The sequence below is a fragment of the Streptomyces sp. NPDC045955 genome, from assembly GCF_056430805.1.
Genome location: NZ_JBWKKY010000033.1, coordinates 1 through 22,044, shown reverse-complemented (window position 1 = coordinate 22,044; position 22,044 = coordinate 1). Strand labels below are relative to the sequence as shown.

The 22,044-nt window shown below is 67.7% G+C and carries 20 protein-coding genes and 5 pseudogenes; 18 read left to right on the top strand and 7 right to left on the bottom strand.

Features of this window, described 5'->3' with window-relative positions:
• The first annotated feature begins 238 nt into the window (after window positions 1-238).
• From AC07F0_RS37955 to AC07F0_RS37940, 4 genes and pseudogenes are all read left to right on the top strand, one after another.
• Window positions 239-721 carry a hypothetical protein gene (locus tag AC07F0_RS37955; protein ID WP_478984706.1) on the top strand — a complete coding sequence of 161 codons (483 nt, stop codon included), beginning with the start codon at window positions 239-241 and terminating at the stop codon, window positions 719-721.
• A 245-nt stretch (window positions 722-966) separates the two neighbouring features.
• Window positions 967-1,650 carry a hypothetical protein gene (locus AC07F0_RS37950; protein ID WP_478984705.1) on the top strand — a complete coding sequence of 228 codons (684 nt, stop codon included), beginning with the start codon at window positions 967-969 and terminating at the stop codon, window positions 1,648-1,650.
• 370 nt (window positions 1,651-2,020) lie between these two features.
• Entirely contained in the window at window positions 2,021-2,353 is a 333-nt protein-coding gene (locus AC07F0_RS37945) for a hypothetical protein (RefSeq protein WP_478984704.1), read from the top strand.
• A 21-nt stretch (window positions 2,354-2,374) separates the two neighbouring features.
• Window positions 2,375-2,820 (top strand): annotated as a pseudogene (locus AC07F0_RS37940) (IS5 family transposase); the annotation flags it as partial.
• Between the two features lie 89 nt (window positions 2,821-2,909).
• On the opposite strand, the gene AC07F0_RS37935 reads toward AC07F0_RS37940, so the two are convergent.
• The 3 genes from AC07F0_RS37935 to AC07F0_RS37925 all read right to left on the bottom strand — a co-directional run bounded on the left by AC07F0_RS37935 (window position 2,910) and on the right by AC07F0_RS37925 (window position 5,600).
• The gene (locus tag AC07F0_RS37935) at window positions 2,910-3,662 is read right to left on the bottom strand and encodes a hypothetical protein (protein WP_478984779.1); all 753 of its coding nucleotides are present in this window, start codon (window positions 3,660-3,662) and stop codon (window positions 2,910-2,912) included.
• 334 nt (window positions 3,663-3,996) lie between these two features.
• Complete coding sequence (locus AC07F0_RS37930; RefSeq protein ID WP_356929888.1) at window positions 3,997-4,167, bottom strand: DUF5670 family protein; 171 nt, start codon at window positions 4,165-4,167, stop codon at window positions 3,997-3,999.
• A 1,190-nt stretch (window positions 4,168-5,357) separates the two neighbouring features.
• Window positions 5,358-5,600 (bottom strand): ester cyclase, encoded by a 243-nt coding sequence (locus AC07F0_RS37925; RefSeq protein ID WP_478984702.1) that lies wholly within the window; start codon window positions 5,598-5,600, stop codon window positions 5,358-5,360.
• Between the two features lie 92 nt (window positions 5,601-5,692).
• Between AC07F0_RS37925 and AC07F0_RS37920 the strand changes: the two genes are divergently transcribed.
• Together AC07F0_RS37920 and AC07F0_RS37915 are read left to right on the top strand one after the other, a co-directional pair.
• Window positions 5,693-5,971: a hypothetical protein gene (locus tag AC07F0_RS37920; RefSeq protein ID WP_478984700.1), complete on the top strand. Its 279-nt coding sequence runs from the start codon at window positions 5,693-5,695 to the stop codon at window positions 5,969-5,971.
• A gap of 346 nt (window positions 5,972-6,317) precedes the next feature.
• Complete coding sequence (locus AC07F0_RS37915; protein ID WP_478984698.1) at window positions 6,318-7,046, top strand: hypothetical protein; 729 nt, start codon at window positions 6,318-6,320, stop codon at window positions 7,044-7,046.
• Window positions 7,047-7,481: 435 nt separating this feature from the next.
• Here the strand turns inward: AC07F0_RS37915 and AC07F0_RS37910 are convergent.
• Window positions 7,482-7,693, bottom strand: a pseudogene (locus AC07F0_RS37910) (ISAzo13 family transposase); the annotation flags it as partial.
• 89 nt (window positions 7,694-7,782) lie between these two features.
• On the opposite strand from AC07F0_RS37910, the gene AC07F0_RS37905 reads away from it, so the two are divergent.
• The 3 genes and pseudogenes from AC07F0_RS37905 (at window position 7,783) to AC07F0_RS37895 (ending at window position 9,117) form a co-directional block, all read left to right on the top strand.
• A complete protein-coding gene (locus AC07F0_RS37905) occupies window positions 7,783-7,968 on the top strand; it encodes a hypothetical protein (RefSeq protein ID WP_478984696.1) in 186 nt (61 codons plus the stop codon).
• Between the two features lie 15 nt (window positions 7,969-7,983).
• Window positions 7,984-8,487 (top strand): annotated as a pseudogene (locus tag AC07F0_RS37900) (DUF6082 family protein); the annotation flags it as partial.
• Window positions 8,488-8,520: 33 nt separating this feature from the next.
• Window positions 8,521-9,117 (top strand): annotated as a pseudogene (locus tag AC07F0_RS37895) (transposase).
• Here AC07F0_RS37895 and AC07F0_RS37890 read toward each other — a convergent pair.
• Together AC07F0_RS37890 and AC07F0_RS37885 are read right to left on the bottom strand one after the other, a co-directional pair.
• On the bottom strand, window positions 9,100-9,651 hold the full coding sequence (locus AC07F0_RS37890; RefSeq protein ID WP_478984695.1) for a DUF6919 domain-containing protein: 552 nt from the start codon (window positions 9,649-9,651) through the stop codon (window positions 9,100-9,102). The pseudogene AC07F0_RS37895 and the gene AC07F0_RS37890 sit on opposite strands and share 18 nt — an antisense overlap.
• A 74-nt stretch (window positions 9,652-9,725) precedes the next feature.
• Window positions 9,726-12,026: an FdhF/YdeP family oxidoreductase gene (locus AC07F0_RS37885; protein ID WP_478984693.1), complete on the bottom strand. Its 2,301-nt coding sequence runs from the start codon at window positions 12,024-12,026 to the stop codon at window positions 9,726-9,728.
• Window positions 12,027-12,148: 122 nt separating this feature from the next.
• Between AC07F0_RS37885 and AC07F0_RS37880 the strand changes: the two are divergent.
• A pseudogene (locus tag AC07F0_RS37880) lies at window positions 12,149-12,979 on the top strand (IS5 family transposase); the annotation flags it as partial.
• 15 nt (window positions 12,980-12,994) lie between these two features.
• Here the strand turns inward: AC07F0_RS37880 and bla are convergent.
• On the bottom strand, window positions 12,995-13,936 hold the full coding sequence (bla, locus tag AC07F0_RS37875) for a class A beta-lactamase (protein ID WP_478984690.1): 942 nt from the start codon (window positions 13,934-13,936) through the stop codon (window positions 12,995-12,997).
• Between the two features lie 145 nt (window positions 13,937-14,081).
• Here bla and AC07F0_RS37870 point away from each other — a divergent pair, with 145 nt between their 5' ends.
• The 8 genes from AC07F0_RS37870 to AC07F0_RS37835 all read left to right on the top strand — a co-directional run bounded on the left by AC07F0_RS37870 (window position 14,082) and on the right by AC07F0_RS37835 (window position 21,375).
• A complete protein-coding gene (locus AC07F0_RS37870; RefSeq protein ID WP_478984689.1) occupies window positions 14,082-14,984 on the top strand; it encodes a LysR family transcriptional regulator in 903 nt (300 codons plus the stop codon).
• On the top strand, window positions 14,981-15,925 hold the full coding sequence (locus AC07F0_RS37865) for a serine hydrolase (RefSeq protein ID WP_478984687.1): 945 nt from the start codon (window positions 14,981-14,983) through the stop codon (window positions 15,923-15,925). The genes AC07F0_RS37870 and AC07F0_RS37865 overlap by 4 nt, the downstream gene beginning before the upstream one ends.
• A 200-nt stretch (window positions 15,926-16,125) precedes the next feature.
• Window positions 16,126-16,500, top strand: coding sequence for a response regulator (locus AC07F0_RS37860; RefSeq protein WP_478984685.1), 375 nt, complete (start codon window positions 16,126-16,128; stop codon window positions 16,498-16,500).
• 17 nt (window positions 16,501-16,517) lie between these two features.
• Window positions 16,518-16,874 (top strand): response regulator transcription factor, encoded by a 357-nt coding sequence (locus AC07F0_RS37855; RefSeq protein ID WP_478984683.1) that lies wholly within the window; start codon window positions 16,518-16,520, stop codon window positions 16,872-16,874.
• A gap of 118 nt (window positions 16,875-16,992) precedes the next feature.
• Window positions 16,993-19,095 carry an ATP-binding protein gene (locus AC07F0_RS37850; protein WP_478984681.1) on the top strand — a complete coding sequence of 701 codons (2,103 nt, stop codon included), beginning with the start codon at window positions 16,993-16,995 and terminating at the stop codon, window positions 19,093-19,095.
• A 301-nt stretch (window positions 19,096-19,396) separates the two neighbouring features.
• Window positions 19,397-19,864 (top strand): hypothetical protein, encoded by a 468-nt coding sequence (locus AC07F0_RS37845; RefSeq protein WP_478984680.1) that lies wholly within the window; start codon window positions 19,397-19,399, stop codon window positions 19,862-19,864.
• A 4-nt stretch (window positions 19,865-19,868) separates the two neighbouring features.
• Window positions 19,869-20,870, top strand: coding sequence for a peptidase (locus AC07F0_RS37840; RefSeq protein WP_478984679.1), 1,002 nt, complete (start codon window positions 19,869-19,871; stop codon window positions 20,868-20,870).
• A gap of 19 nt (window positions 20,871-20,889) precedes the next feature.
• Complete coding sequence (locus AC07F0_RS37835) at window positions 20,890-21,375, top strand: hypothetical protein (protein WP_478984677.1); 486 nt, start codon at window positions 20,890-20,892, stop codon at window positions 21,373-21,375.
• Window positions 21,376-22,044 lie beyond the last annotated feature (669 nt).

Here is a 22,044-nt window from a genome sequence, read left to right as displayed (position 1 = left end):
CGCGAGGTGGTGGGTGGTCTGCAGCCGCCTTCGTCAACCTGACGTTCCGTTGTCACTCCATCGATGCCTGACAGTGTCATCAGACTGCAATGAGCGGAAGTGTGCCGTTGTAGAGCGGTACTGGCGGGCTGCCGGTCCGCAACGGCGGGCAGAGTTCGCGGCTTCTCTCTCAGTGCGGTCTCTGCTCGCGTCTGCGTAACGCTAGGGTCACCGGCACAGGTTGAGGAAGGGGGGAAGGGTGGCTCATCAGAGCTTCCTGCTCAACAGCGCCAGACATTTGCGGAGCCTGGTGGCCGAGGACGAAGAGGCAGTGCAGGCTGCAGCCAAGCGGGTCCAGGAGGCCCAGGAATCGCTCGAGGACGCCAGGCTGCGGGCAGAAGCCTCGCGAGAAGTCCTCGAGAGCGTGGAGAGCCGCTTGAGCAAGGTGGTGGGCCCGCCCCTGGCATCGCAGGACGTGCTGTTCCCGTCGGCCACGGCCGAGGAGAACGTCATCATGTCATCGGTGCCAGTGGTCGATCTGATCAGGGATTTCCTGCGGTCTCGCGGGGAAGCGACCACGGGGGAGATCATCGAACATGTCCGCCAGTCTCGTCCCTTGACCAACTCCTCCAACGTCAGCCCCGAGTTGAGCCGGCTGGTGAAGATGGGCGACTTGGTCCGGCCACGACAGGGCGTGTACTGCCTCTCCTCAACCGCTAGGTCGCAAGAGGGGAGCGCCTGACCGAACAGTTCTCGGACAGCGCAAAGCACCGCCGGTCGGCCCCGACGGTGCTGTGATGCGCGCACGAATCAGTCTGATGTCACGAAACAACCCACCGATTGGCTCTGCGCGTGCCCACTATAGCGAGCATGCGCGGACCCGCGCGGGTGGGTCGTTCACCCATTTCGAAAAGCGGTACGCATGTTCGTATATCTTGCTCGAATCCCGGTGCCTCCCGCGCCGGTTCACGTGAGGGAGGCCTGTTGATGACGACCGTCACGGACACAGATAGCCGGGTTCTACCGACCGGTCGGGCTGGCCTCCGCCATCAGCGCGAGGTATTTCTTGGCGCCGTTCGACTCAGCGGCCCAGAGCGTCTTGTCGTCAAGAGCACGCACGTCGCCAAGCACGTCGGTTTGAGTGGCGACACCGTCACCGAAAGCCTGCGCTTCTTCGACACGCTGGGCATCGTTACCGGCGCTCGCGGTCGCTACGCCGCCACCGAGGAAGGTGCTGCGCTTGCAGAGGTATGGCCCGTTGATGAGACGCGTGCTCGGGTGATGCTTCACCACCTCTTCGAGGGCCATTGGGCCACAACTGCCGCCCGGACTGCTCTGGCGCAGGGGCCGGTGGAGGCGGAGGCTCTGGCTCAGCATCTTCAGCTGGGCCTGCCTGGGCACCCCCGTCGTGGGCTGTATGTCGTGGAGTGGCTGATCGAGGGCCTGGTCATTCATCCCGACCGGCATGGCAGGGTCTACGCACCGAGCCCCGGCCTGGTGCCACCGGCCTCTCTGCTTCCTCCACCGCAAAAGCCTGAGCATGAGCCGGCCAATGGCTACGTGATGGGCATGTGCAACGAGGAGCTGCGACGGCTTCCCACGCCGCAGTACGTGTCGGTGCTGCGGAGCTTCAAGGCCATGCTCGAGCAGGTCGACGTCGTGCAGACCTGATGCCGCAGACGCTGCCCGAGCATGGATCGAGCGACGATCCAGGGTCCTGGGCGGCCAGCCCGTGTGGCGTTCGGCTTGCCATCGGGCAGGCGCCGCCCTCTCAGCCGTCGTCCCAGCGGTCCGGCAGGGGTGCCGTCCGCGGGATGTCTCCTCCTTACTTCCTTCGGGAGTCGTGATGCAGTTGTTCAAGAAGCAGTGCCCGGCGTGGCTGACGCTGACAGCAGCGGTGCTGTCGGGCGCTGTGCGGGCCGTCGTCAGTTTCGTCCTGAATCTCACCCGGCATTGACGCATCGTCAGAACACGTAAGCCCTAGGCCTGTCTGACAAATGATCTCTGCGAAGCTTCGTTGTCCGAGGCTGAAGGAGGGGTCATGGAAATTGAGCTGGAACTGCACTCGGGGCGACCCACGCGGAAGGGTTCGTCCCGAGACACCTTGCTGCGGGGCTCTTACGGGCATGGTAAAGCGTTGTCGAGGGTGCTGAGCACCCTCGGCCGGCGTGGCTTGGGCAAGTTCGGCTGGGTGGATCCGTACGGCGACACTCCGTTCAACGAACAAGAATCTCAAGTCGCCCGCCAGGAAGTCGCCGCCCTGACACAGGAGTGTACGGACTACCAGCAGAAAGCGGCTCTGCTCGACCTTTCCGAGCTTCTTGAAGCGTGTGCGGAGACGCCGGGCAGCTACTTGTGGTTCATGGGTGACTAACCGTGCTTGATCATAGATCCTGTGGTTGGCCGGGGTGAGTTGACGGATGTGGCGTGGGAGCGGATGGGGCCGCTGCTGCTGCGCGTTGATGGTCGTGGGCGGCCATGGCGGGATCACCGCCAGGTGGTGAACGGCGTGCTCTGGCGGTTACGGACCGGGGCACCGTGGCGTGACCTGCCCGAGCGTTACGGTCCCTGGCAGACCGTCTATGAACGCTTCGCCCGCTGGTAGACGGACGGAACCTGGGCAAGGCTGCAGGAGCACGTGCAGGTCAAAGATGACGCGGTGGGCACGGTGGACTGGACCGTTTCGGTGGACTCCACCATCAACCGTGCCCACCAGCACGCCGCCGGAGCCCCTAAAAGGGGGCGCAGGCACCGGACAAACTGGAAGATCCGCCGCATTCGACGATTGGCCAGGCACTCGGCCTGGCCATCGTCGTTACCCCAGGCAACGTCAACGACTCGTTCGAGGACGCACGTGCGGGGCAGTTTCCGGGACGTGGCGGTGGTGCAGCTCGCTGCTGCGCCCTGTCGCCCCCACCCGCGGGGGCACGTCACGCAAGGGTTACCGGCAGGGCCGCGGCGTGCAGACGCGGTCTGCCGACTGCCAGTTCCAGGCTCATTGCTTGTTCGCGGGGGGCCTGTGAGCGCGTTGCAGTTCGCGTTTTGAGGTGCGGCGCGGGGCGGGGATGGCGGCGGCTGCAGGTGTCTGCGTCTGCGGTCAGCACGGTGTCGCAGTCCAGGCAGGTCCACTGTTGCGCCGGTTTGGCCAGGGTCTGTTCGAGCAGGGGCAGGTCGGCGGAGGGGACGTCCTGCAGATAGCGGGCGGCTTGGTCGCGGACAAGGAGATCGGGGTCGGCGAGCAGCGGCTGGAGGTTGCGGTAGTCCTGGCTGTCGGCGCGGGCCGCTGCGTGCGCCTGGGCGGCTCCGGCCCGGACGACGGCGTCAGCGCCGGGGAGGGCCAGTTCGGGCCAGTGGCGAGCGAGGAACCTGGCTGTCTGCATACGGGTGTGTGCGTTGAGGGCGGGCAGTGCTGCTACGAGTCGCTCGGCGAGGCTGGGGGGCGCCTTCGGTGCTGTGGTGCCTGCCAGGGCCAGAGTGAGGGCGACGAGCCAGGTGTTGCCGTGCTGCACAGCCTGGAGGACGAGGTCGTCTGCCAGGGCGACGGTAGTGGGCGTTCTGGCGGGGGTGCGGCTGCCAGGCTGGTAGAGGAGGCCCCAGTCGGGCCATTCGGGGTTTTCTTGTTGCAGGCTGCGCAGTTGGGCGCTGACGAGAGCGCCGTCATAGCCGCAGGCCTCGAGGGCCAAGCGGAGGATACGCCGGGTCAGCTCGGGTTTGTTGCCGTGCTGCCTTGGGTGGAGTCATCGCCGCGAAGTCCTTGATGGCCAGGGCGTCGATGAAAAGCGGCTGCCTCGTCCAGGTGCCATGACTGGCTCGGGGTGAGCTCGATAGGGGCGTCGTCCAGCTCCGTCATCAGTTCGAAGAGGGCGGAGATGTCCTTGGCTAAAGACGGCCCCTAGTACTGCAGCGGCAGGCGTTCGCCGACCAGGTTCCGCTGCTTCGGGGCCCCAGCTTGGGCTGGGACATGCCTGTGGGTCCCGGGCGTTCCCGGGACCCACAGGTTCGCTGCTGTTCGGTGGTCTACCAGCGATACCAGCGGCCCTTGCGGCCGCCTGTGTCCGCAGTGCGCATCACGAAGCCCAGCAGCCAGACGACCAGCACGATGACGGCGATCCACCACAGTGCCTTCATCGCGAAGCCCGCGCCAAAAAGGATCAGAGCCAGAAGCAGGACGAGTAGCAGGGGAACCATAGTTATCAACCTCCGTCGCTCCTTGTGCCCAGCGATTCAAAGAACACACGGTCGATCTGCCTGGTTTCTTCACTACCCTTACGGGAACTGGGCCCAGTTTCGTCACGGGCATACACCTCACGGCTGGCACGGGGCGCCCGGCGCATCCGCACCGTTTCCAACAGCTGGGATCAGGGGGTTGAAGCAGGGAAAACGCTGCTGCAAAGGTCCCCTAGCCCTTGTGTGGAGTGATGTCAATACATGACACGCCATCAGCAGTGTGAGGGGGTGTCAGTCCAGTCCCCCGGGTGGCTCAGCGCCCCGGCCAATGTTCCTCTGGAGTCAGTGATGTGATAGCCCGTCAGGAAGGCATCCTTGGGCCTTCGAACACCCAATCGGCCTCATTCGTTCACCCCTTCAGCCACATTCTGAAGTGGCGACAGATAAGGGTAGAAGTATTTTCATTCATGGTCGGCTGCTCAGCTGACATCACTAAGAGATGGAGGAACGGAATGCCTGAAAGAAGGAGAGGCGGAGCGCGTAGGCGTGCCGTTGTCGCGATCGCTGCGTCGGTGGGTGTCACGGCCCTGGTTGCAACCGGTGTGAACTACGCCTCGGCTTCCAGTTCCGTCCCACATGCCGCCCCGTCTGTGGAGGAGGCCGCTGCCTCGGTTCCCTTCGGAGGCGACGGCCAGACGCACAACGGCTTCAGGAACGACGAGGGACGGATCCACGTCAACGAGCGAACGTATTCAGCCGAGCCGGGTGTGTGCACCGCCGTGATCAGTAGTCCCGCCACCAGCTTCAACGTCCGAAACGACAGTGACAGGACTGTCGAATTCTTCTCTGGGATCACCTGCGACAATGGCGGCGCAATCGCGACTATTGGGCCCCGAAATTCCAGCAGCGCAATCCCCGGCACGACGGTCTTCGACGGGGCTGTGGTGCCTTTCGCGCTTGTCGGCAGCTTCAGAGCGATCCACGACCACCACTGAGCTTTCGGCTCCTGTGCCTGTGGGTTGAGACTTCGAACACCTCCCATCGTCGACGCCATCAAGCAGGTCCCGCCCAAGGTCAGCTGACACACCCTCAGAGCTTGCTGCCGCCGCCGCAGCTCCGTCCCACGGCCGAGGAAGCCTGCCACGCGTGCCCCGCCGCCCTCACCGACCATGCGGTCGGTGAGGGCGGCGGGGCAGCGGGCGGGTGGTCCTTTACAGGGCGTGGAGGTGGGTGAGGAGTTGGAGGGTGTCGGAGTTCAGCCAGTACTCCACGAACTTGCCGTTCTTGATGCGCAGTGTGTCGGTGCCGGTGAAGGTGACGTCGGTGCCGGGCTGGGCCTTCGACCCGGGGAAGCCGCCGGCGTAGGTGCCGGTGGCCGTCCAGTGGTGCGGGACCGCAAGGCAGGCAAGCAGCGCCTCTACGGCCTGGACGCCCGCGGGCTGCGACCGGTCCACGAGTGGACCGGCGGATTCGAGCGGTTCTGGAACGAGAGCTTCGACCGGCTGGACGAGTACGTGCAGGACCTCAAGCAGGCAAAACAGGAGGAGTGACCGATGGCAGCGACAGGACGGGAAGTCCTCACCTCGAGGAAGCGGTGGAGGTGCCGGCGGTCACCGGCCGGTGCACCCTGTCCGGGGGCCGTTGGCACTCCTGGTACGACGACACCGTCATCGACGGCCCCCGCGGCCTCGACATCGACCACTTGGTCCCGCTCGCCGAAGCCTGGGACTCCGGAGCCTCCGCCTGGACCAGGCAACGCCGCGTCACCTACGCCAGCTACCTCAACGACGTACGCGGCGGCCCGGTCTGCTCAGAACAGCCTTGAGCTGGCTCGACCCAGCCCTCAGCCCCTGGCCCCGGTCTCCTCGTCCGTCTCGAAGTCGGCGATCACTGGCAGTGCGCCGCGTTACGGCCACGAGCCGTTATCCGGACGGAACTCGGGCCGGCCCTCTCCCTTTCGCCAAGGCGCGGCAAATTTCCAGATAAGGAAGGTTTGACCGAGACTTGGTCGACCGGACATCTCTCCGTGGCCATCGGCCCTCTAAGATCTGCCTGGGCTCGGTGATCTTCCGGCCCCGCCCGCCCGGTTTCGGACGTACCCGCCTTTCGGCTCGCACGCACCCCCCTTCCCGCCTGGCGCGGCGCAGTGTGCGACTTTCTCAAGGATTTTGATGCGTCTCGCGTCCCCTGCCGTCAAGGTGCTCGCCGTGGCGGCACTCCCGCTGGCCCTCGCCGCCTGCTCCTCCGGTTCTTCTTCCAGCGGCTCTACCGCAGCCGCCAAGCCCGCCGCGACCAAGGATCCCAACGCGAATCTGCTGACGGGTTCGCAGTTGAAGAAGGCCCTGGCGCCCGCGTCGTACTTCCCGTCCGGATTCGCCGCCGATCCCAGCCTCGCCAGGGACACCGGAAACACGTACCAGACGCCGACCACCAAGAGCGCCGCCAAACCCCACTGCGCCGGCCTCGGATCCACTAGCTGGATCAGCCTCACCGGCGTCGAGGGGGTGTCGTTCGCGCAGAACTCCTACATCAACAAGAACACGTCCGCCGAACTCGACCAGGAGATCGACGTCTACCGCGGCAGGACCGCGGCTGACGTGGTGAAGGACTTGGCCAAGGTCGTCGCCGCATGCCCGAACTACACGGACTCCGACACCCACAGCACGGTGAAGGTCACCGGCGCCTCCACGGCCGGGCTCGGGGACGGGGCCTACACCATCACGCTCACCGACAGCGCCTGGGAGAGCGGCACCACGCTGATCGCCACCCGTGTGGGAACAGCCGTCGTCAGCGTGCTGTCCACGGACGGCAGCGACAACGGCGCCGCGAGTGCCAAGAAACTGACGCAGCAGATCGTGGCGTCGTTGAAGGTGCAGAGCAACAAGGCGAAGCAGGGCTGATCACCCTGCGCCGACAGGCGATTCGCCGCCCGCCGGGCCGCCGGACACGCGTCGGCGGCCCGGACGCGCCGTGGATCCGTCTGCGTAACGGAGGGCCGTGTCGTGGGCACGCGAGCTCTCGGCTGCTGACCCTGCTCCCCATGACATCGGCAATCTGCCGCGACTGAGAGCAGCGCATCTGGCGCCGTGAGCTGCGCCGGTGTACGAGGGAAGTGGCGTGGCGGTCTTGCAGGCGGACACGCCCACGCCGGCGGACCAAAGGGCAAAGGGCAACTCCGCTGCCGCAAAGCCATCCGAGTGGCGTCGGCCGCGTGGCCCCCCTACGTGTGCATCTACCCAGAGATCAACTTCGGCGGCCAGCCCTGGGTGCGGCGTGCTGTGGACGGCAGCGTGAAGGACCTGCCCTCCGCGATCCGTGACCGCCTTAGCTCGATCGGCGAGAGGTTCGGCGGCCAGGGCGACCCGCAGATTGAGCACGGTGGCCAGGACCTGTTCGGGGAAGGCGAGCCGGGGCGGACGACCGCGCCGTGTATCGCCGGCGGGGTCAAAGTCCGTGTGAGGGCGTCCAGTTGTTGCCGGGACATGCCGGTCAGTGCGGGATCCGACAGCAGGGCCTGGTCCCACCCGGGGGCCGGCTCCACTGGGGCAGGCTCGCCTGGGGGTGATTTTCCTGATAGTTCGTCATCGGTCTGCGGCTGCAGTATCAGTGGCTCGCCGGGTGGGCAGGGCTCTGGGGATGGTCGCCGCTGCGGCGGCCGTGCTGGCGGCGCTGTTGTTGTCGCCGTTCGTGCTGCAGGACGTCTCCGGTTCCAAGGGGGTGGACTGGAACAGGCTGAGCCAGATCGGTGCGGCGTACGGCTTCACGTCGGCGATCGTCTCGGCGCTCGCGTTGGCCGGTGTTGCTGGTTCGCTGATTGTTTAGAACCGGCAGGCCAAGGCGGAGCAGGTCCAAGGGATTCGCAGCTACTACCTCGAGCTCGTCCGCCTGGAACTTGACGACATGGCGCTTTACCAGCCTGTCTGGGGCGACACGGACATCGCCGATCCTCATGAGCGGAAACGGCATGTCTACGCCGACCTCATGATGAACTACGCGTGGATGGGCTACGAGATCGGGACCATTCGCGAGCCTCTCCTGCGGGACATGCTGTCCGGGATGTTCACCGGAGAGGCTGGGCGGTGCTACTGGAGCAGGGCCCGAACCTCATGGACCGCCAGTTCGTCGGGAAGCCGTATCGGTCGTCGCTTCCTGGCCATTGTGGGCGAGGAGCACGCTCGTGCTATTGCTGCCGGACCGCCGACGCGCTCGGCCGTCGCCCCCAATCCGCCTGACGTGCCTGCCGCAGGAGCGGCGCCCGCATGGCGGACAGCGGCCGGCGTAGCCCTGATTGGCCTGGGTACCGGCTTGGCGCTCGGATCACTTTTGCGCAGCCGACGTTAAGGGCTGTCGGGCACGGGTTGGATGATCACGGTTGTGACTGGTGTGATCACGGCGTCGGAGCCGTCTTGGATAGCCCCGTTCTCCGGGCTGAGCCCGCGCTGCTTCGTGAGGTTGGTGACCGCACTACGGCGTGAGGGGGCCGACGCGGCTGGCCGAGGACGACCCTGGAGCCTGCCCCTTATCGTGGACGGGCACCCTCGTGCCCACCCGCGACCACGAGGTAGCCGAGCAGTCCAGGAACTATCGGTACTCCACCAACCATCAGATCGTGATCGACGCTGACAGCGCGGACTCGTCGTCGTGGTCGGTCGACCGCTGCCCGGCAACCGCAATGACTGCAAGGCATGGGAGCTGTCCGGCGCCAAGGACGCCGTCGGCAGGACCACGGTGATCGCGGATGGCGGCTGCCGGGGCACCAGTCTGGTCATTCCGCATCGACGCGGGCGCGGTCAGACCGAATTGTCGGCGTGGAAGGAGGAGCACAACGCCTCACACCGCAAGGTCCGCGCCCATGCCTTCGCCCGTATGAAGGGCTGGAAGATCCTCCGCGACTGTCGCCTGAAAGGCGACGGAGTCCACCACGCCGTGCGTGGCATTGCACGCCTGCACAACCTAGTCCTCACGGGATGACACGGCTGGTCCCACCGGGTCAGCCCTCTGCGCCTCAACCCGTAGAAGATCGTTTGCGGGACAACCCTCAGGGAGCCCCGAACACCTTCTTGATCTCTTCGTTCCAGTGCTCGTTGCACCCAAGGTACCGGGTGATCGACTCGCAGCCGTCGGCGAGCCGGTCCAGCGACCTGCGCAGCAGTTCAGGCCGGGTAGACCTGCGGGAAGCGGGAGATGATCTCGCCGTAGTCGACCAGGTCGCCGTCGACGTCCGGCGGGGCGGCCTGCCGGTGACGCGAGCCCAGCCTGCGGATGTTGCGGCCAGCGCGTAAGGAGGCGGCGGACCAGTCGAGGTTGCCTCCAGCCTCCCCGTACGACCAGCCCGGCCTCGGCGGCCCGCGCGCACAGGGCCCGGGCGAGCGCCGGGTCCGCGACGAATCCGGAGACGAATGCCCGCTGACGCCACGGCAGTTCATGGAACGTGGCAACTTCGCCGGGCTGTGAGCCTTCGGTGAGGAACCCCCCGTCGTCGGCGGCCGCGAGGACCTCCACCATGGTCTCCGGATCCGGGCCGCCAGGACCGAGGCCCCGACCTGACAGCAGGGTGAGTCCCGCCTCTGACCTGACCGTCACACCGAAGCTCCCCCGTCGGAGGGTTCGATGCGGATCACGATGGATTTGGTCACCGGCGTGTTACTGGTGTCGGCCGTGGAGTCCAGGGCGACCAGCACGTTCGTCTCCGGGTAGTAGGCGGCGGCGCAGCCGCGCGGCGTCGGATAGCGGACGGCGCGGAAGCCGGGGGCGCGGCGTTCACCGTCCGGGTTGACGCTGATCAGATCGACCAGGTCGCCGTCGTGGAGGTGGAGGTCGCGGAGGTCCTTCCGATTGAGGAAGACGACCCGCCGTCCTCCCTTGATGCCGCGGTAACGGTCGTCGAGGCCGTAGACCGTGGTGTTGAACTGGTCGTGCGACCGTACCGTCGTCAGCAGCAGGTGTCCCGGCGGAACTTCGGGCGCGGTCGGTGGGTTGACCGTGAACTGCGCCTTGCCGGTCGACGTGGGAAAGGTGCGGGAGTCGCGCGGTGCCCGGGGGAGCATGAAGCCGCCGGGCTGCCGGACGCGCTCCTCGTATGCGTGGAATCCGGGGCAGACGTGCTCGATGTGGCGGCGGATCACGGCGTAGTCGTCGCGCATGCCGCGCCAGCCGAGGTCGTCGCCGAAGAGAGCGTGCCCGAGGTCGGCGACGATCGCGACCTCGCTGCGCAGGTGCGGTGATCCCGGAAGGAGTCGTCCGTGCGACGAGTGCACCATGGCCATCGTGTCCTCGACCGTCACGAACTGCTCACCGGAGACCTGCCGGTCGCGCTCGGTGCGGCCGAGGCAGGGCAGAAGCAACGCCTCGGTGCCGTGGCACAGATGGGACCGGTTCAGCTTGGTCGCGACGTGGACGGTGAGGGCGCAGTTGGCCAGCGCGGTCTCCGTGACCTGCGTGTCCGGCGTGGCCGCGGCGAAGTTGCCGCCGAGGCCCATGAACACGTCGACCTCACCGTCGCGCATGGCCTTGATCGAGCCGACGGTGTCCAGGCCGTGGGCACGGGGCGGATCGAACCCGAACTCGTCGCGGAGCCTGTCCAGGAACGGTTGCGGCATCCTCTCCCAGATGCCCATGCTGCGGTCGCCCTGGACGTTGCTGTGCCCGCGGATCGGGGCGGGCCCGGCACCGGGGCGCCCGATATTGCCGCGCAAAAGGAGGAAGTTGACGATCTCGCGGATGGTTGCCACGGCGTTGCGGTGCTGGGTGAGGCCCATCGCCCAGCAGACGATGACGCTGTCCGCGGCGAGCACGTCGGCCGCGCATTCCTCGATCAGGCGGCGGGGCAGGCCGGCCATCGTCTCGATCTGCGACCAGTCCAGGGCACGCCATGCCGTGGCGGCCGCTTCGAAGCCGTCGCAGTACCGGTCGATGAAGTGGTGGTCGAGCACGGAGCCCGGCTGGGAATCCTCCCGGTCGACCAGGGTACGGTTCAGGCCCGCGAAAAGGGCCAGATCGCCGTTGATGCGCACCGGGAGCCAGCGGTCGGCGAGCTGCGTGCCCGGGCCGACCAGGCCGCGCGCGGTCTGTGGGTTGTGATAGCGGCCGAACCCGGCTTCGGGGAGCGGGTTGGCTGCGAGGATGCGGGCGCCGCGCCGCTTGGCCTGTTCGAGCGCGCTGAGCATGCGGGGGTGGCAGGTGCCAGGGTTCTGGCCCACGATGATGATCAAGTCCGCGTAATCGGTGATGTCGGAGATCGTGATGAGACCTTTTCCGACGCCGATGGTCGCGCTCAGGGCCTCGCCGCTCGACTCGTGGCACATGTTCGAGCAGTCAGGCAGATTGTTCGTGCCGAGCCTGCGCGCCAGCAACTGGTAGAGGAAGGCGGCCTCGTTGCTCGTCCGGCCGCTGGTGTAGAAGACGGCACGGTTCGGATCGGCGAGGCCGAGCAGGCGATCGGCGGTGAGGGCGAGCGCGTCCTCCCACGAAATGGGCGCGTAGTGCGTCGCGCCGGGGGCGAGGTGCATCGGCTGGGCCAGTCGGCCCTGCGACTCCAGCCAGTGACCGTCCCGCTCCCGCAGGTCAGCGACGGAGTGCTCGGCGAAGAACGCCGCGTCGACGCGTTTGCGCGTGGCCTCCCACGCGACGGCCTTCGCGCCGTTCTCGCAGAACTCCGCGATCTTCCGGTGGTCGGGATCGGGGTCGCCCCATGCACAGCTCGGACAGTCGAAACCGTCGACGTGGTTCACCTTCAACAGCGTCTGCAGACTCCGCTTCGGCCCCATTTCGGCCATGGAATACCGCGCGGATTCGGTGATGCCGTGAATTCCGACGCTGGCCTTCTCGGGTCCTGACGAGGTCACATCCGATACGGACGGGTTGATCGGTTTCTCAGCCATGACTGCCTCTTTGCCCTATATGTGGACTATCATATGCGAAAGCAAAGTCGACCGCAGCCGTCGCCTCACTCCGAGCAATTCGCGGCCGCCAGAACAGCCAGTCTTCTACGTATCGGGGCAAACTGCAGCCAGGTCCGGCACCCTCACCTGACGTCGACGAAGTCGCCGGCCGGCGATGGGCCGACCACCGCCGCACTCTTGAGGCCATCGCGTGGAAGTACCGCACCAACTCGCCCTGGCGGGACTTGCCCGACGAGCTCGGACCGTTCCAGACCGCTCAGAAGCGGCCGATCAGATGGGCTGTCGACGGCACCTGGGAGATGATCCTCACCGCCGTCCTGGCGGCGGCGGACGCCGATGACGACATCGACTGGACGGTGTCAGTGGACTCCACGGTCGTCCGGGCTCACCAGCACGCTGCCGGAGCACTCAAAAGGGGGCGGGCCCGCACCGGCGAGCCCGCCGATCACGCGCTCGGACGCTCCCGCGGTGGGCTGAGCACCAAGGTGCACCTGGCCGCAGACGGCCGCGCACGGCCTCTGGCCTTCACCCTCACCGCAGGCCAGGCAGGTGACGCACCCGCCTTCGAAAGCGTCATGTCCCGCATCCGCGTGCCCCGCAGCGGCCCCGGAAGGCCACGGACCCGGCCTCTGGCCGTGCTGGCCGACCGGGCCTACTCTTCCCGCGCCATCCGCAGCCACCTACGGCGCCGGGGAATCCGAGCTGTCATCCCGCAGCCGTCCGACCAGATCGGCAACCGCCTGCGGCGGGGCCGCCAGGGCGGCCGCCCACCCGGCTTCGACCCCGAGGCCTACAAGCAGCGCAACACTGTCGAACGATGCATCAACAGACTCAAGCAGTGGCGCGGCCTGGCCACACGAACCGACAAGCTCGCGATCGCCTACCAGGCCGCACTCCACCTCGCCAGCATCCTCATCTGGACCCGACGCCGACCAAAGAGACAGAACCTAGCGGCCCAGGGCGTCGGCCGCCACGGTGGCGGCCTTGGCGATCAGGGCGTCGCGGCGGTCGGCTCCCTGCTTGCCGCGGGTGGACATGACCGCCATGACGATGGGGTTGCCGCCGTCCTCGGGCCACACCACGGCGATGTTGTTGCGGCCCCCGTATCCGGCGGAGCCACTCTTGTCGGCCACGTCCCAGTCGTCGGGAACACCCACCCTGATGAGCGTCCGACCGGTCATGTTCGTCGTCATCCACTGCCGGAGAAGCTCGCGTTCGTCCCGTTTCAGGGCGTCGCCGAGCAGGAACGCCCGCAGGCTCTCTGCCATCGCACGCGGTGTGCTCGTGTCGCGGATGTCGCCCGGTGTGCCGTCGCTCATCTCCGGCTCGTACCGGTCCATCTCGGTGACGTCGTCGCCGAACTCCTCCAGCACCTTCTCCAGGCCGTCGGGGCCGCCGAGCTCGTCGAGGAGCAGGTTGACCGCCGTGTTGTCGCTGTACCAGAGAGTGGCGGCGCAGAGCCCCCGCAGACTCATGCCGGTCTCGACGAAGTTCTCGGACACTGGCGAGTCCGCGACCACGTCGTCCCGCGAGTACGTGACCACCTTGTCGATGCCGTCCGTCCCGTACTTCCGGAGGATGGCGCCCGCCGCCAGCGCCTTGAACGTGGAGGCGTACGCGAACCGGTCGTCCGCCTGGTAGCCGACCGACCGGCCCGTGCCAGTGTCCAGGGCGTAGACGCCGAGCCGCGCGTCGAACTCCCGCTCCAGTGCCCGGAACTTGGGACCGGTGGGTTCAGTGGCCGCAGCCGGCGATGTCGACCGCTTCGAGGCGGCCGGTGAGCCGGGCCCGGACTCGGTCTGCTGACCGCACGCCGGAAGGGCGGCGAGCGCGAGTAAGCCGGCCGCCGCCCAGGCGGCGCCCCGGCGGATGCGAAGCGGGTACGTCATGGAATGGACCTCCAAGCCGTCGAATGACAAGTGGACCGTGCGAGCCCGGGGAAAGCCCTGGGCGGCGACCACTCTCCGGCCCATGGGTCGCCGAGGTCCAAGACGCGGACGTTCAACTCCATGCTGTTTTGGCATAGTAGGGCGCGTGGATCTTGTTGCGGCATGCCGCGCGTTCGTCAGTGTGAGCGAGCACGGCAGTTTCACGGTGGGCGCGGCAGCGGCCCGGACGGCCCAGTCCGTCGTGAGTCGCCGCGTCGCCGCGTTGGAGCAGCGCCTGGGCGAGCGGCTGCTGGACCGGTCGTCGCGGGCGGTGACGCTGACGCCGTTCGGCCGGGACATGCTGCCGTCGGCGAGGCAACTCGTGCAGTCGGCCGATCGGTTCGAGAACGAGGCGGAGGCCGCGCGGCGCCGGCCACTGCGGCTCGCCGTTCCCGCCATCTGTCCCACCGGAGCCCTCGCCCGCCTCATCGCGGAGGCGCACGGCCACGGAGTTCTCCTCGACCCGTGTCCCGCAGGGCCCGCGGAGCGGTCCGACCTCGTCACGTCCCGGCATGTGCGTGCGGCGCTGCTCGCGGTGGCTCCCACCGAGGCGGCCTGGACGGTGCCGCTGGGACTGGCGGTCGCGGACGACCCGCAAGGGCCGATCTACCTGGACACCCTGCGCCCCGGCCGGGCCGACCGCGACCGGCGGCCGCGGCGCGTGTTGCTTCAGCCGGAGGACGACGTGCCGCACGTCCGGGACCGTCTCGTCCGCCTGCGCGACGCCGTCGGGCTGCGCCCGGCCCAACTGGCCGTCGCACCCGCCGTGGCCGCCGCCGCGGCGGACGTGCTGAGCAGGGGCGACGCGCTGCTGTGCTCGGCCGCACAGGCCCGCGAACTCCGCCTCCACTGGCGGCCCGTCGGCGAACTCGGCCCCGGCTTCGCACGAGGCTTCTCCCTGGCCGTGGCGGACGAGTCGGACGCCGATGCGATCCGCCTACGCCAGGCCTGCGCGTACGGCATCGCCCGGTGCCTCGGCGCCACGGAGCACGCGGAGGCAGCCGCATGACCACGGGTACCGAGAGGCTGCTCGGGGAGCTTCGCCGGACGCTGCGCGACGGCGGGCTGTACGGCTCGTTCCTCGTCCGGGACCTGGAGACGGGCGACGAGATCGGTATCGACCCCGACATCGAGTTACCCGTCGCATCCCTCGTGAAGATCCCGCTCGCCCTGGTGACACTGGAACGCATCCGGCGCGGGGAGCTTGACGGCGCCGCGGTGATCGTGGTGCCGCCCGGGCGGATCACGACCCCCGGTCCGACCGGCCTCAGCCGGTTCCAGCACGCCGCCCACATCGCCGTGGAGGACCTGCTCTACCTCAGCACCTGCATCAGCGACAACAGCGCCGCCGACGCCCTCTTCGCACTCACCCCGCCCGACCGGGTCGGGGCGGTCCTGCACGAGTTCGGGCTGCGCGGCATCGCCGTCCGGCACACCATGCGCGAGTTGATGGAAACCCCAGTGGAGCGTTTCGACCCGGCGGACGTACACCTCGCGCACGCCCTCGCGATCGGCGCCGGCACCCCCGGGCGCGGCCACCGGGTGCCGCAACTCGACATCTCACGTGCCAACACCGGGACGGCGCGGGCTTTCGTCGACCTCCTGCAGGCACTCTGGCAGTCGCGGCCCGGTACCGCGGGCGCCGCACCCCCGGCGATCCACCCCGACGTCGCGGCGCGGGTGCGCGGCTTCATGGCCAACAACCTCGTGCGCAACCGCCTCGCCCCGGACTTCGACTCCGACGCCTCCACGTGGTCGTCCAAGACAGGCATGCTGCTCAACCTGCGCCACGAGGTCGGTGTCGTCGAACACGCCGACGGCCAAACCTATGCCGTGGCCGTCCTGACCGAGTCACGGGTGGCCGCCGGCAGGCAGCCGGGCGCCGACGCCCTCATGGGCCAGGTGGCCCGGCGCCTGCGTGACGAGCTCCGCGGAGCCCGTCTGACATGACATTCCGCGGCCCCGGCGGTTGGTGTGGCGTCCTGGTGACGGCCAGGGTCCGTCGTAACGGCGCAAGTGGCTTGGCGGCGGGTCAGGTCTGACGTCGCCAAGAGCGGATCCGACATTTCGTCACTAGTTGCCCAATTCGCCCAGAATCCGCCATTTCGTCAGTAGAGTTTCGGGGATGGTGCCATGGAAGGGAAACGTGGATGGCGTCTCCGCATGTACTGCTGATCGAGGACGATCGGGATGTCAGCGTCCTGCTCAAGCGCCATCTGTCCGGGCTGGGGTGCCGGGTGAATGTGGCGGAAACGGGTGAGCAGGGTCTGGAGCTGGCATTCGCCGATCCGCCGCAGATCGTGATCATCGACATCCTGCTTCCGGGCATTGACGGCCGGGAGGTGGTGCGCCGGCTGCGCGCGGATGAGCGGACCCGAAGATGCCACCTGGTCGTCTCCTCGGTTCTCGATCCTGAGGATCTGGTGCATCTGACGACGGAGTTGCTCGCCAAGCCGTTCGGGCTGGCGTCGATGACCCGGATGGTCGACCTCTACCAGGCTTCCGAGCAGCGGCCGGAGGAGTAGTGGCGTGTGTTCTGGTCGTGGACGACGAGCCCGACCTTCGGAACTTGGTGACCTTCAAGCTGTCACAGCGCGGTCATGAGGTGACGGCCGTGGCCGACGGTAGGGCGGCGTTGCGGGTGGTGCGCGAGGCGACGGTGGATGTGGTGCTGCTGGACGTTGTGATGCCGGGGATGTCCGGCATGGACGTGCTGATGGAACTGCGTTCCGATCCGAAAACCGCGAAGCTTCCGGTCATCCTGCTCACCGCCCGTACCCAGGAGGGGGATGTGGCGGCCGGGTTCTCAGCGGGGGCCGATGACTACCTCACCAAGCCGTTCAGCCTGCGCGAGCTGGCAGACCGCGTGCAGGCCGTACTGGCCCGGGCGGAAGACTGACGGCCCGACAGCCGCGCAGGGCTTTAAGGGTGCCCCACGCAACACACCGCGCAGTGGCGCGGCAAGCCCGACCGGGATTCGATGCCACACCAGGCCGCAGACTGGAGGGGAACCGTTCGTGACCAGCAAGCCAGGGTGGAAGGATGACTGCGTCGCGCGGCGGCTGACGCTCGCGTTCGGTGTCATGACCGCTTTGATCCTCCTGGTCGGGGCCGGTGCCCTCACCGGGGCATTCCTGGAGAAGGCCACCCAGGATCAGATCATCGACCGGGTCCAGCCGGCTCTGCTCGACAACACGCACCTGCACAACCAGGCCGCCCACATGCAGCGTTCCATGCGCGGCTACCTGATCACCGGCGACCAGGCACTGCTGGCCGACTACCGCCAGGCACGCGCAGGCTATCCAGCGATCCTCTCCGATGCCCGACGCCACACAACCGGCGAAACCGAACACAGCCTGAACCGGCAGGACCAGCAGCTCCAGGCATACCTGCGCGTGACCGACCAGCAGGCGCAGGCCTCCCCCCGAAGCGACCAGGCGGCCCAGCTCACCCGCGAAGGCAACCGGCGCTTCGAAGCGTTCGAGGCCACCAACCACCGCCTGGAAACGCAGCTGACCGGCGAAAGCGAGCGGCTGCAGCGGCGCGCCGACGCCATCGTCACCGCCGGCGGCGCGGCACTGGGCGCCCTGCTGATCGCAGCCCTGGCCATCGCCCTCTACACCGCACGGCGCACCACCCACGCCCTGGTGGGGCCCCTCAGATCAGTGGGTGACACCCTGGGCCGGCTCACCGGCGGCGAGCACGCCGCGCGCGCCGCGGAGCAGGGCCCCGCGGAGATCCAGGAGGTCGCCCGCTCGGTGAACCAACTGGCCGACGAATCCGACCGGCTGCGCGGCATCGAGGCGGAACGTTACCGGCTGTCGGAGACCGTCCGGCAGCTCGGCGTGCGCATCCGTGAGCGCCTCGACGTCGACGACGTCCTCAGCGCCGCCTGCACCGGCATCGGCGAGGGCCTGGACGCCGACTACGTCTTCACCCTCCTCATGCAAGACGACGACCCTGACGTTGTTCCCGTCGCCCGGGCCTGGTCGGCACGGGAGGGCATGCTGCCCGGCGAGCGTCAGCGGGCACTGCCCCCCATTCCCGCGGACGTGGTGCGCGAGCACTACCGTCAGGGAACCACCTGGACGGTGCCCGACCTGCCCCGCTACCTCACCGAAACCACACCGGTGCCCGGGGCGCCAGGCGACTTCGCCCGGATCGGCCTGCCGGCCTCCAACCGCGCTGCAGCCACCCAACTGGGCCTGCACTCCCTCGTGCTCATCCCGATGGGTGTCGGAGAGGAACCCATCGGAGCGGTGTGCCTGGCCCGCACCCGCCCCGACCACCCCTGGCAAGCGGTGGAGACCGAGATGGCGGAAACCATGGTCACGGGCGTCGCCCGCGCCCTGCACACCTCCAAGCTGTACGAGCAAGAAACCCGCCTGGTGGAGGAACTGCGCGCCCTGGACCGGACCAAGAGCGACTTCATCTCCACCGTCTCCCACGAACTGCGCACCCCCCTGACCAGCATCACCGGCTACCTCGAACTCCTCAAAGACGAAGACGTCGGCCCCCTGACAGAACCCCAGCGGCACATGATCGACGTCGTCAACCGCAACGCCCACCGCCTGCGCGCCCTGATCGAGGACCTGCTGACCCTCTCCCGCATCGAATCCGGCAAATACACCTCCCACAAGGCACCGGTCGACCTGTGCGAGCTCGTCACCGCAGCCGTCGACGTCATGCGTCCAGCGGCCCGAGCAGCCTCTGTCCAGCTGCACGCGGACTGTCCCGAGCAGCCCCTCGTCTGCGAGGCCGACAGCGACCAGGTCGACCGGGTGCTGATGAACCTGCTGTCCAACGCCGTCAAATTCACCCCCGCCGGCGGCCAGGTCCGCGTACGAACCACCGCCCAGGACGGCCAGGCGATCCTCACCGTCAGCGACACCGGCATCGGCATCCCCGCAACCGAGCAGGGTCAGCTCTTCACCCGCTTCTTCAGAGCCTCCAACGCCACAACCCAAGCCATCCCCGGCACCGGCCTCGGCCTGACCATCGTCCACACCATCATCACCAACCACGGCGGCACCACCCAAGTCCACTCCACCGAAGGCAAGGGCACCACCGTCACCGCCACCCTGCCCCTGAGCGCAACGCAAGGCAGTGCCCCGTTATGAACCAAGTGGTTTCGTAAGCGAGAAACGACAAGGCCAGCGCCTGTTTCGGTGACTCTCCGTTCCTTGCGGTTCGACACCGAGATCCGCCGGATCGTCTGCACCGCCAATGAACGATGGTCCAAATCGGTGAACGCCCGGTGCGACCGAGGGAGACGCTGTACCGCGCCGTGCCCACCTTCGATGTCGGTGGTAGATCCTCTGGCATCGATGGATCGGCTAATCGGGAGATGCGATGAGATTTCCGTCTGTGGCGGCCGTGGGGACTGCGTGAGTGGTGGTGGTCGCTGGGGTGAGCCCGGCGGTGGCCGCGGACACCGTGGTGACTTTTGCGGTGCAGGGAGCGCAGCTGACGGTAGCTGCTCCGGCCAACGCGGTTCTGCCGTCGACATCCATCGGCGGCAGAACGACGGGGCAGCTGGGGACGGTGACGGTCAGCGATCAGCGCGGTGTGGTGCCCGCTCCGTGGACGGCGTCGGTGGCTTCGTCGGACTTCACCACCGGCGGGGGGTCGGCCAACGAGACAATCGCTGCCGGCAATGCGAGTTACTGGTCGGGTCCTGCCACTGCCACCAGCGGCAGCGGCGTCTTCACCCCGGGCCAGCCGACCTCAGCGTCCGCGGTGACGTTGGCCGCCGCCCGCACGGCCTTTACACACACAGGCGGCGGCGGTGCCAACTCGGCATCGTGGAACCCGACCCTGATCGTCGACGTGCCGCAGACAGCCGCGGCCGGCCTGTACACCGGCACCGTCACCCATTCGGTGGCCTGACTCTATGCGGCGGCTGCTGAGCTGCCTGCTGGTGGCCGCATGCTGCGCGCTCGGTGCCGGCACCGCTGTGGCCCTGCCGTCTCCTCCGGACACCTCCGAGGACAAGCCGGTCCGGCTGGGCATCAAGCTGCTGGAAGCCCCGGTCGACCGGCGGCAGGACCCGCGCGCGTCCAGCTACATCATCGACCATCTCCCGCCGGGCGCGGTGATCCACCGCGACATCCAGGTCGTCAACGACAACCCGAACCCGATGCACGTGACGCTGTACCCCGGGGCCGCCACCATCCGCGGCGGCACGTTCACCTTCGCACCCGCCGGGAAACGCAACGAAGTCGCCAGCTGGATCTCCCTTGCCCGCGCCCGGCTCACGTTGGATCCGTGGCAGAAAGCCGCGGTCCCGGTCACCCTCCGCGTCCCGCGCACCGCAAGCGCCGGAGAGCGCTATGCCGTCATCTGGGCCCAGCACCATTCCAAGCCCGGGCCCGGAGGAAACATCGGCATGGTCACCCGCGCCGGTGTGCGCGTCTACCTCGACATCGGCCCCGGCGGAGAACTAGCCTCCTCCTTCCGCATCACCAGACTCATCCCGGCCCGCACCAAAGACGGCCGGCCGCAGCTGCGTGTGCGGGTCCACAACACCGGGGCCCGCGCAGTCGATATCAGCGGCAGCCTTCGCCTCGACAACGGACCGGACGGGCTGACCGCCGGACCTTTCACCAACGACCGTGTCCTCACCCTGGCCCCACGCCACAAGGGCACCCTGGCGTTCACCCTGGGCAAGAGCCTGCCGAAGGGCCCTTGGAAAGCGGTGGTCACCCTGCAGTCCGGCATGCTGAAGCAAACCGCCAGCGGCCGCATCAGGTTCCCTGACGCCGGCACGGGCCATCCCGTTCTCGCCGTGCTGACCTCCACGAGGTCCTCACCGCTGGTGTGGATCCCCATCGGTCTCCTCGCCGCAGCACCACTGGCCTACGCCGTCCGCAAGCGACTGATCAGAAAGCGCTGAGGGAACCCGAGTGCGCCCCGTGGCCCTCCTGAGCGCGGCCCTCCTCACCACTGCGGCCCACCCGGCAAACCCCGCAACCGTTCCAGCACAACCAGCCCGCACCCTGACCATTACCGCCCCCACCACCGCCAACCTCGGCACCGCCGCCATCGGCGGCACCCGCACCGCCCAGCTGGGCACCATCACCGTCAACGCCCAGGTGACCCCCAGCTGGACAGCGACCGTCACCGCCACCAACCTGACCACCAACGGCGGCACCATCCCCAATGGAAACATCCGCTACTGGTCCGGCCCCGCCACGGCCACCTCCGGCACGGGGACCTGTACCCCCGGCCAGCCCACGACGGCCGAAGCCGTCCCACTCAACGCCGCCCGCACCGCCTTCGTCAGAAACGGCGGCAACAACACACATAGCTGCAGCTGGAACCCCACGCTGACCATCACCGTGCCCAGCACCGCCGTCGCCGGCACCTACCAAGCCACCATCACCCACTCGGTCGCCTGAAACCGGCAACTGCCGCACATGGCCTCCCGGACGCCGACGCCACCGTCACACTGCTGACATGCGTGGACGGGTGGGTCTTCGACCGTCTGGTGAGCGGCGAGAGCGTATCCGACTGGGACATCGCAGTCTGGTAGCAGCGGCGCTGTGCTGAACCCCCTCCCCGCACCAGGCGGGCCGCCGGGCGCGCCCGGCTCATGCGACCTCAGGCCGTGATGACAGAGTCCACGACCCGTGCGAGCTGCGCCCGAACTCTCTCGATTCCCCCCGCTCATACCGGACAGACGAGCCGGCCGGTTGGTGATCTCGACCACCGTTGTGTCATGTCGAGCTCAGAAACAGGCACTGAGAGGTCGTTTTCACCTGGACTGCCCGCGTATCCAGAGATTTCAGACCGCCAGGTTGTGGTGCTCGTGCTGCTGGAGCTGCGGTTTTGAGACTTGCTGGTCAGGTGGGGTGACAGGTGAGGCGGGAAGTGGCTTGTGTCTGTCTCATCCCAGGGCGCCCGGCCTCCGCGGCCGCGTGCTTCCGTTGTCGGGGGGGGGGGGGGGGGGAGAAAGAAAAAAAAAAAAAAAAAAAAAAAAAAAAAAAAAAAGAGGGGGGAGAAAAAAAAAAAAAAAAAGGCGGGAGGGAGGAGTAGCAACCCACACTTTTTCTCCTCCCTGTGTTTGG

What these genes read in the sequence shown, in the direction of transcription:
- AC07F0_RS37950 (WP_478984705.1), top strand. Translation starts at nt 967, where the DNA reads ATGACGACCGTCACGGACACAGATAGCCGGGTTCTACCGACCGGTCGG.
- AC07F0_RS37945 (WP_478984704.1), top strand. Translation starts at nt 2,021, where the DNA reads ATGGAAATTGAGCTGGAACTGCACTCGGGGCGACCCACGCGGAAGGGT.
- AC07F0_RS37930 (WP_356929888.1), bottom strand. Translation starts at nt 4,167, where the DNA reads ATGGTTCCCCTGCTACTCGTCCTGCTTCTGGCTCTGATCCTTTTTGGC.
- AC07F0_RS37915 (WP_478984698.1), top strand. Translation starts at nt 6,318, where the DNA reads ATGCGTCTCGCGTCCCCTGCCGTCAAGGTGCTCGCCGTGGCGGCACTC.
- AC07F0_RS37905 (WP_478984696.1), top strand. Translation starts at nt 7,783, where the DNA reads ATGGTCGCCGCTGCGGCGGCCGTGCTGGCGGCGCTGTTGTTGTCGCCG.
- AC07F0_RS37890 (WP_478984695.1), bottom strand. Translation starts at nt 9,651, where the DNA reads ATGGTGGAGGTCCTCGCGGCCGCCGACGACGGGGGGTTCCTCACCGAA.
- AC07F0_RS37885 (WP_478984693.1), bottom strand. Translation starts at nt 12,026, where the DNA reads ATGGCTGAGAAACCGATCAACCCGTCCGTATCGGATGTGACCTCGTCA.
- bla (WP_478984690.1), bottom strand. Translation starts at nt 13,936, where the DNA reads ATGACGTACCCGCTTCGCATCCGCCGGGGCGCCGCCTGGGCGGCGGCC.
- AC07F0_RS37865 (WP_478984687.1), top strand. Translation starts at nt 14,981, where the DNA reads ATGACCACGGGTACCGAGAGGCTGCTCGGGGAGCTTCGCCGGACGCTG.
- AC07F0_RS37860 (WP_478984685.1), top strand. Translation starts at nt 16,126, where the DNA reads ATGGCGTCTCCGCATGTACTGCTGATCGAGGACGATCGGGATGTCAGC.
- AC07F0_RS37840 (WP_478984679.1), top strand. Translation starts at nt 19,869, where the DNA reads ATGCGGCGGCTGCTGAGCTGCCTGCTGGTGGCCGCATGCTGCGCGCTC.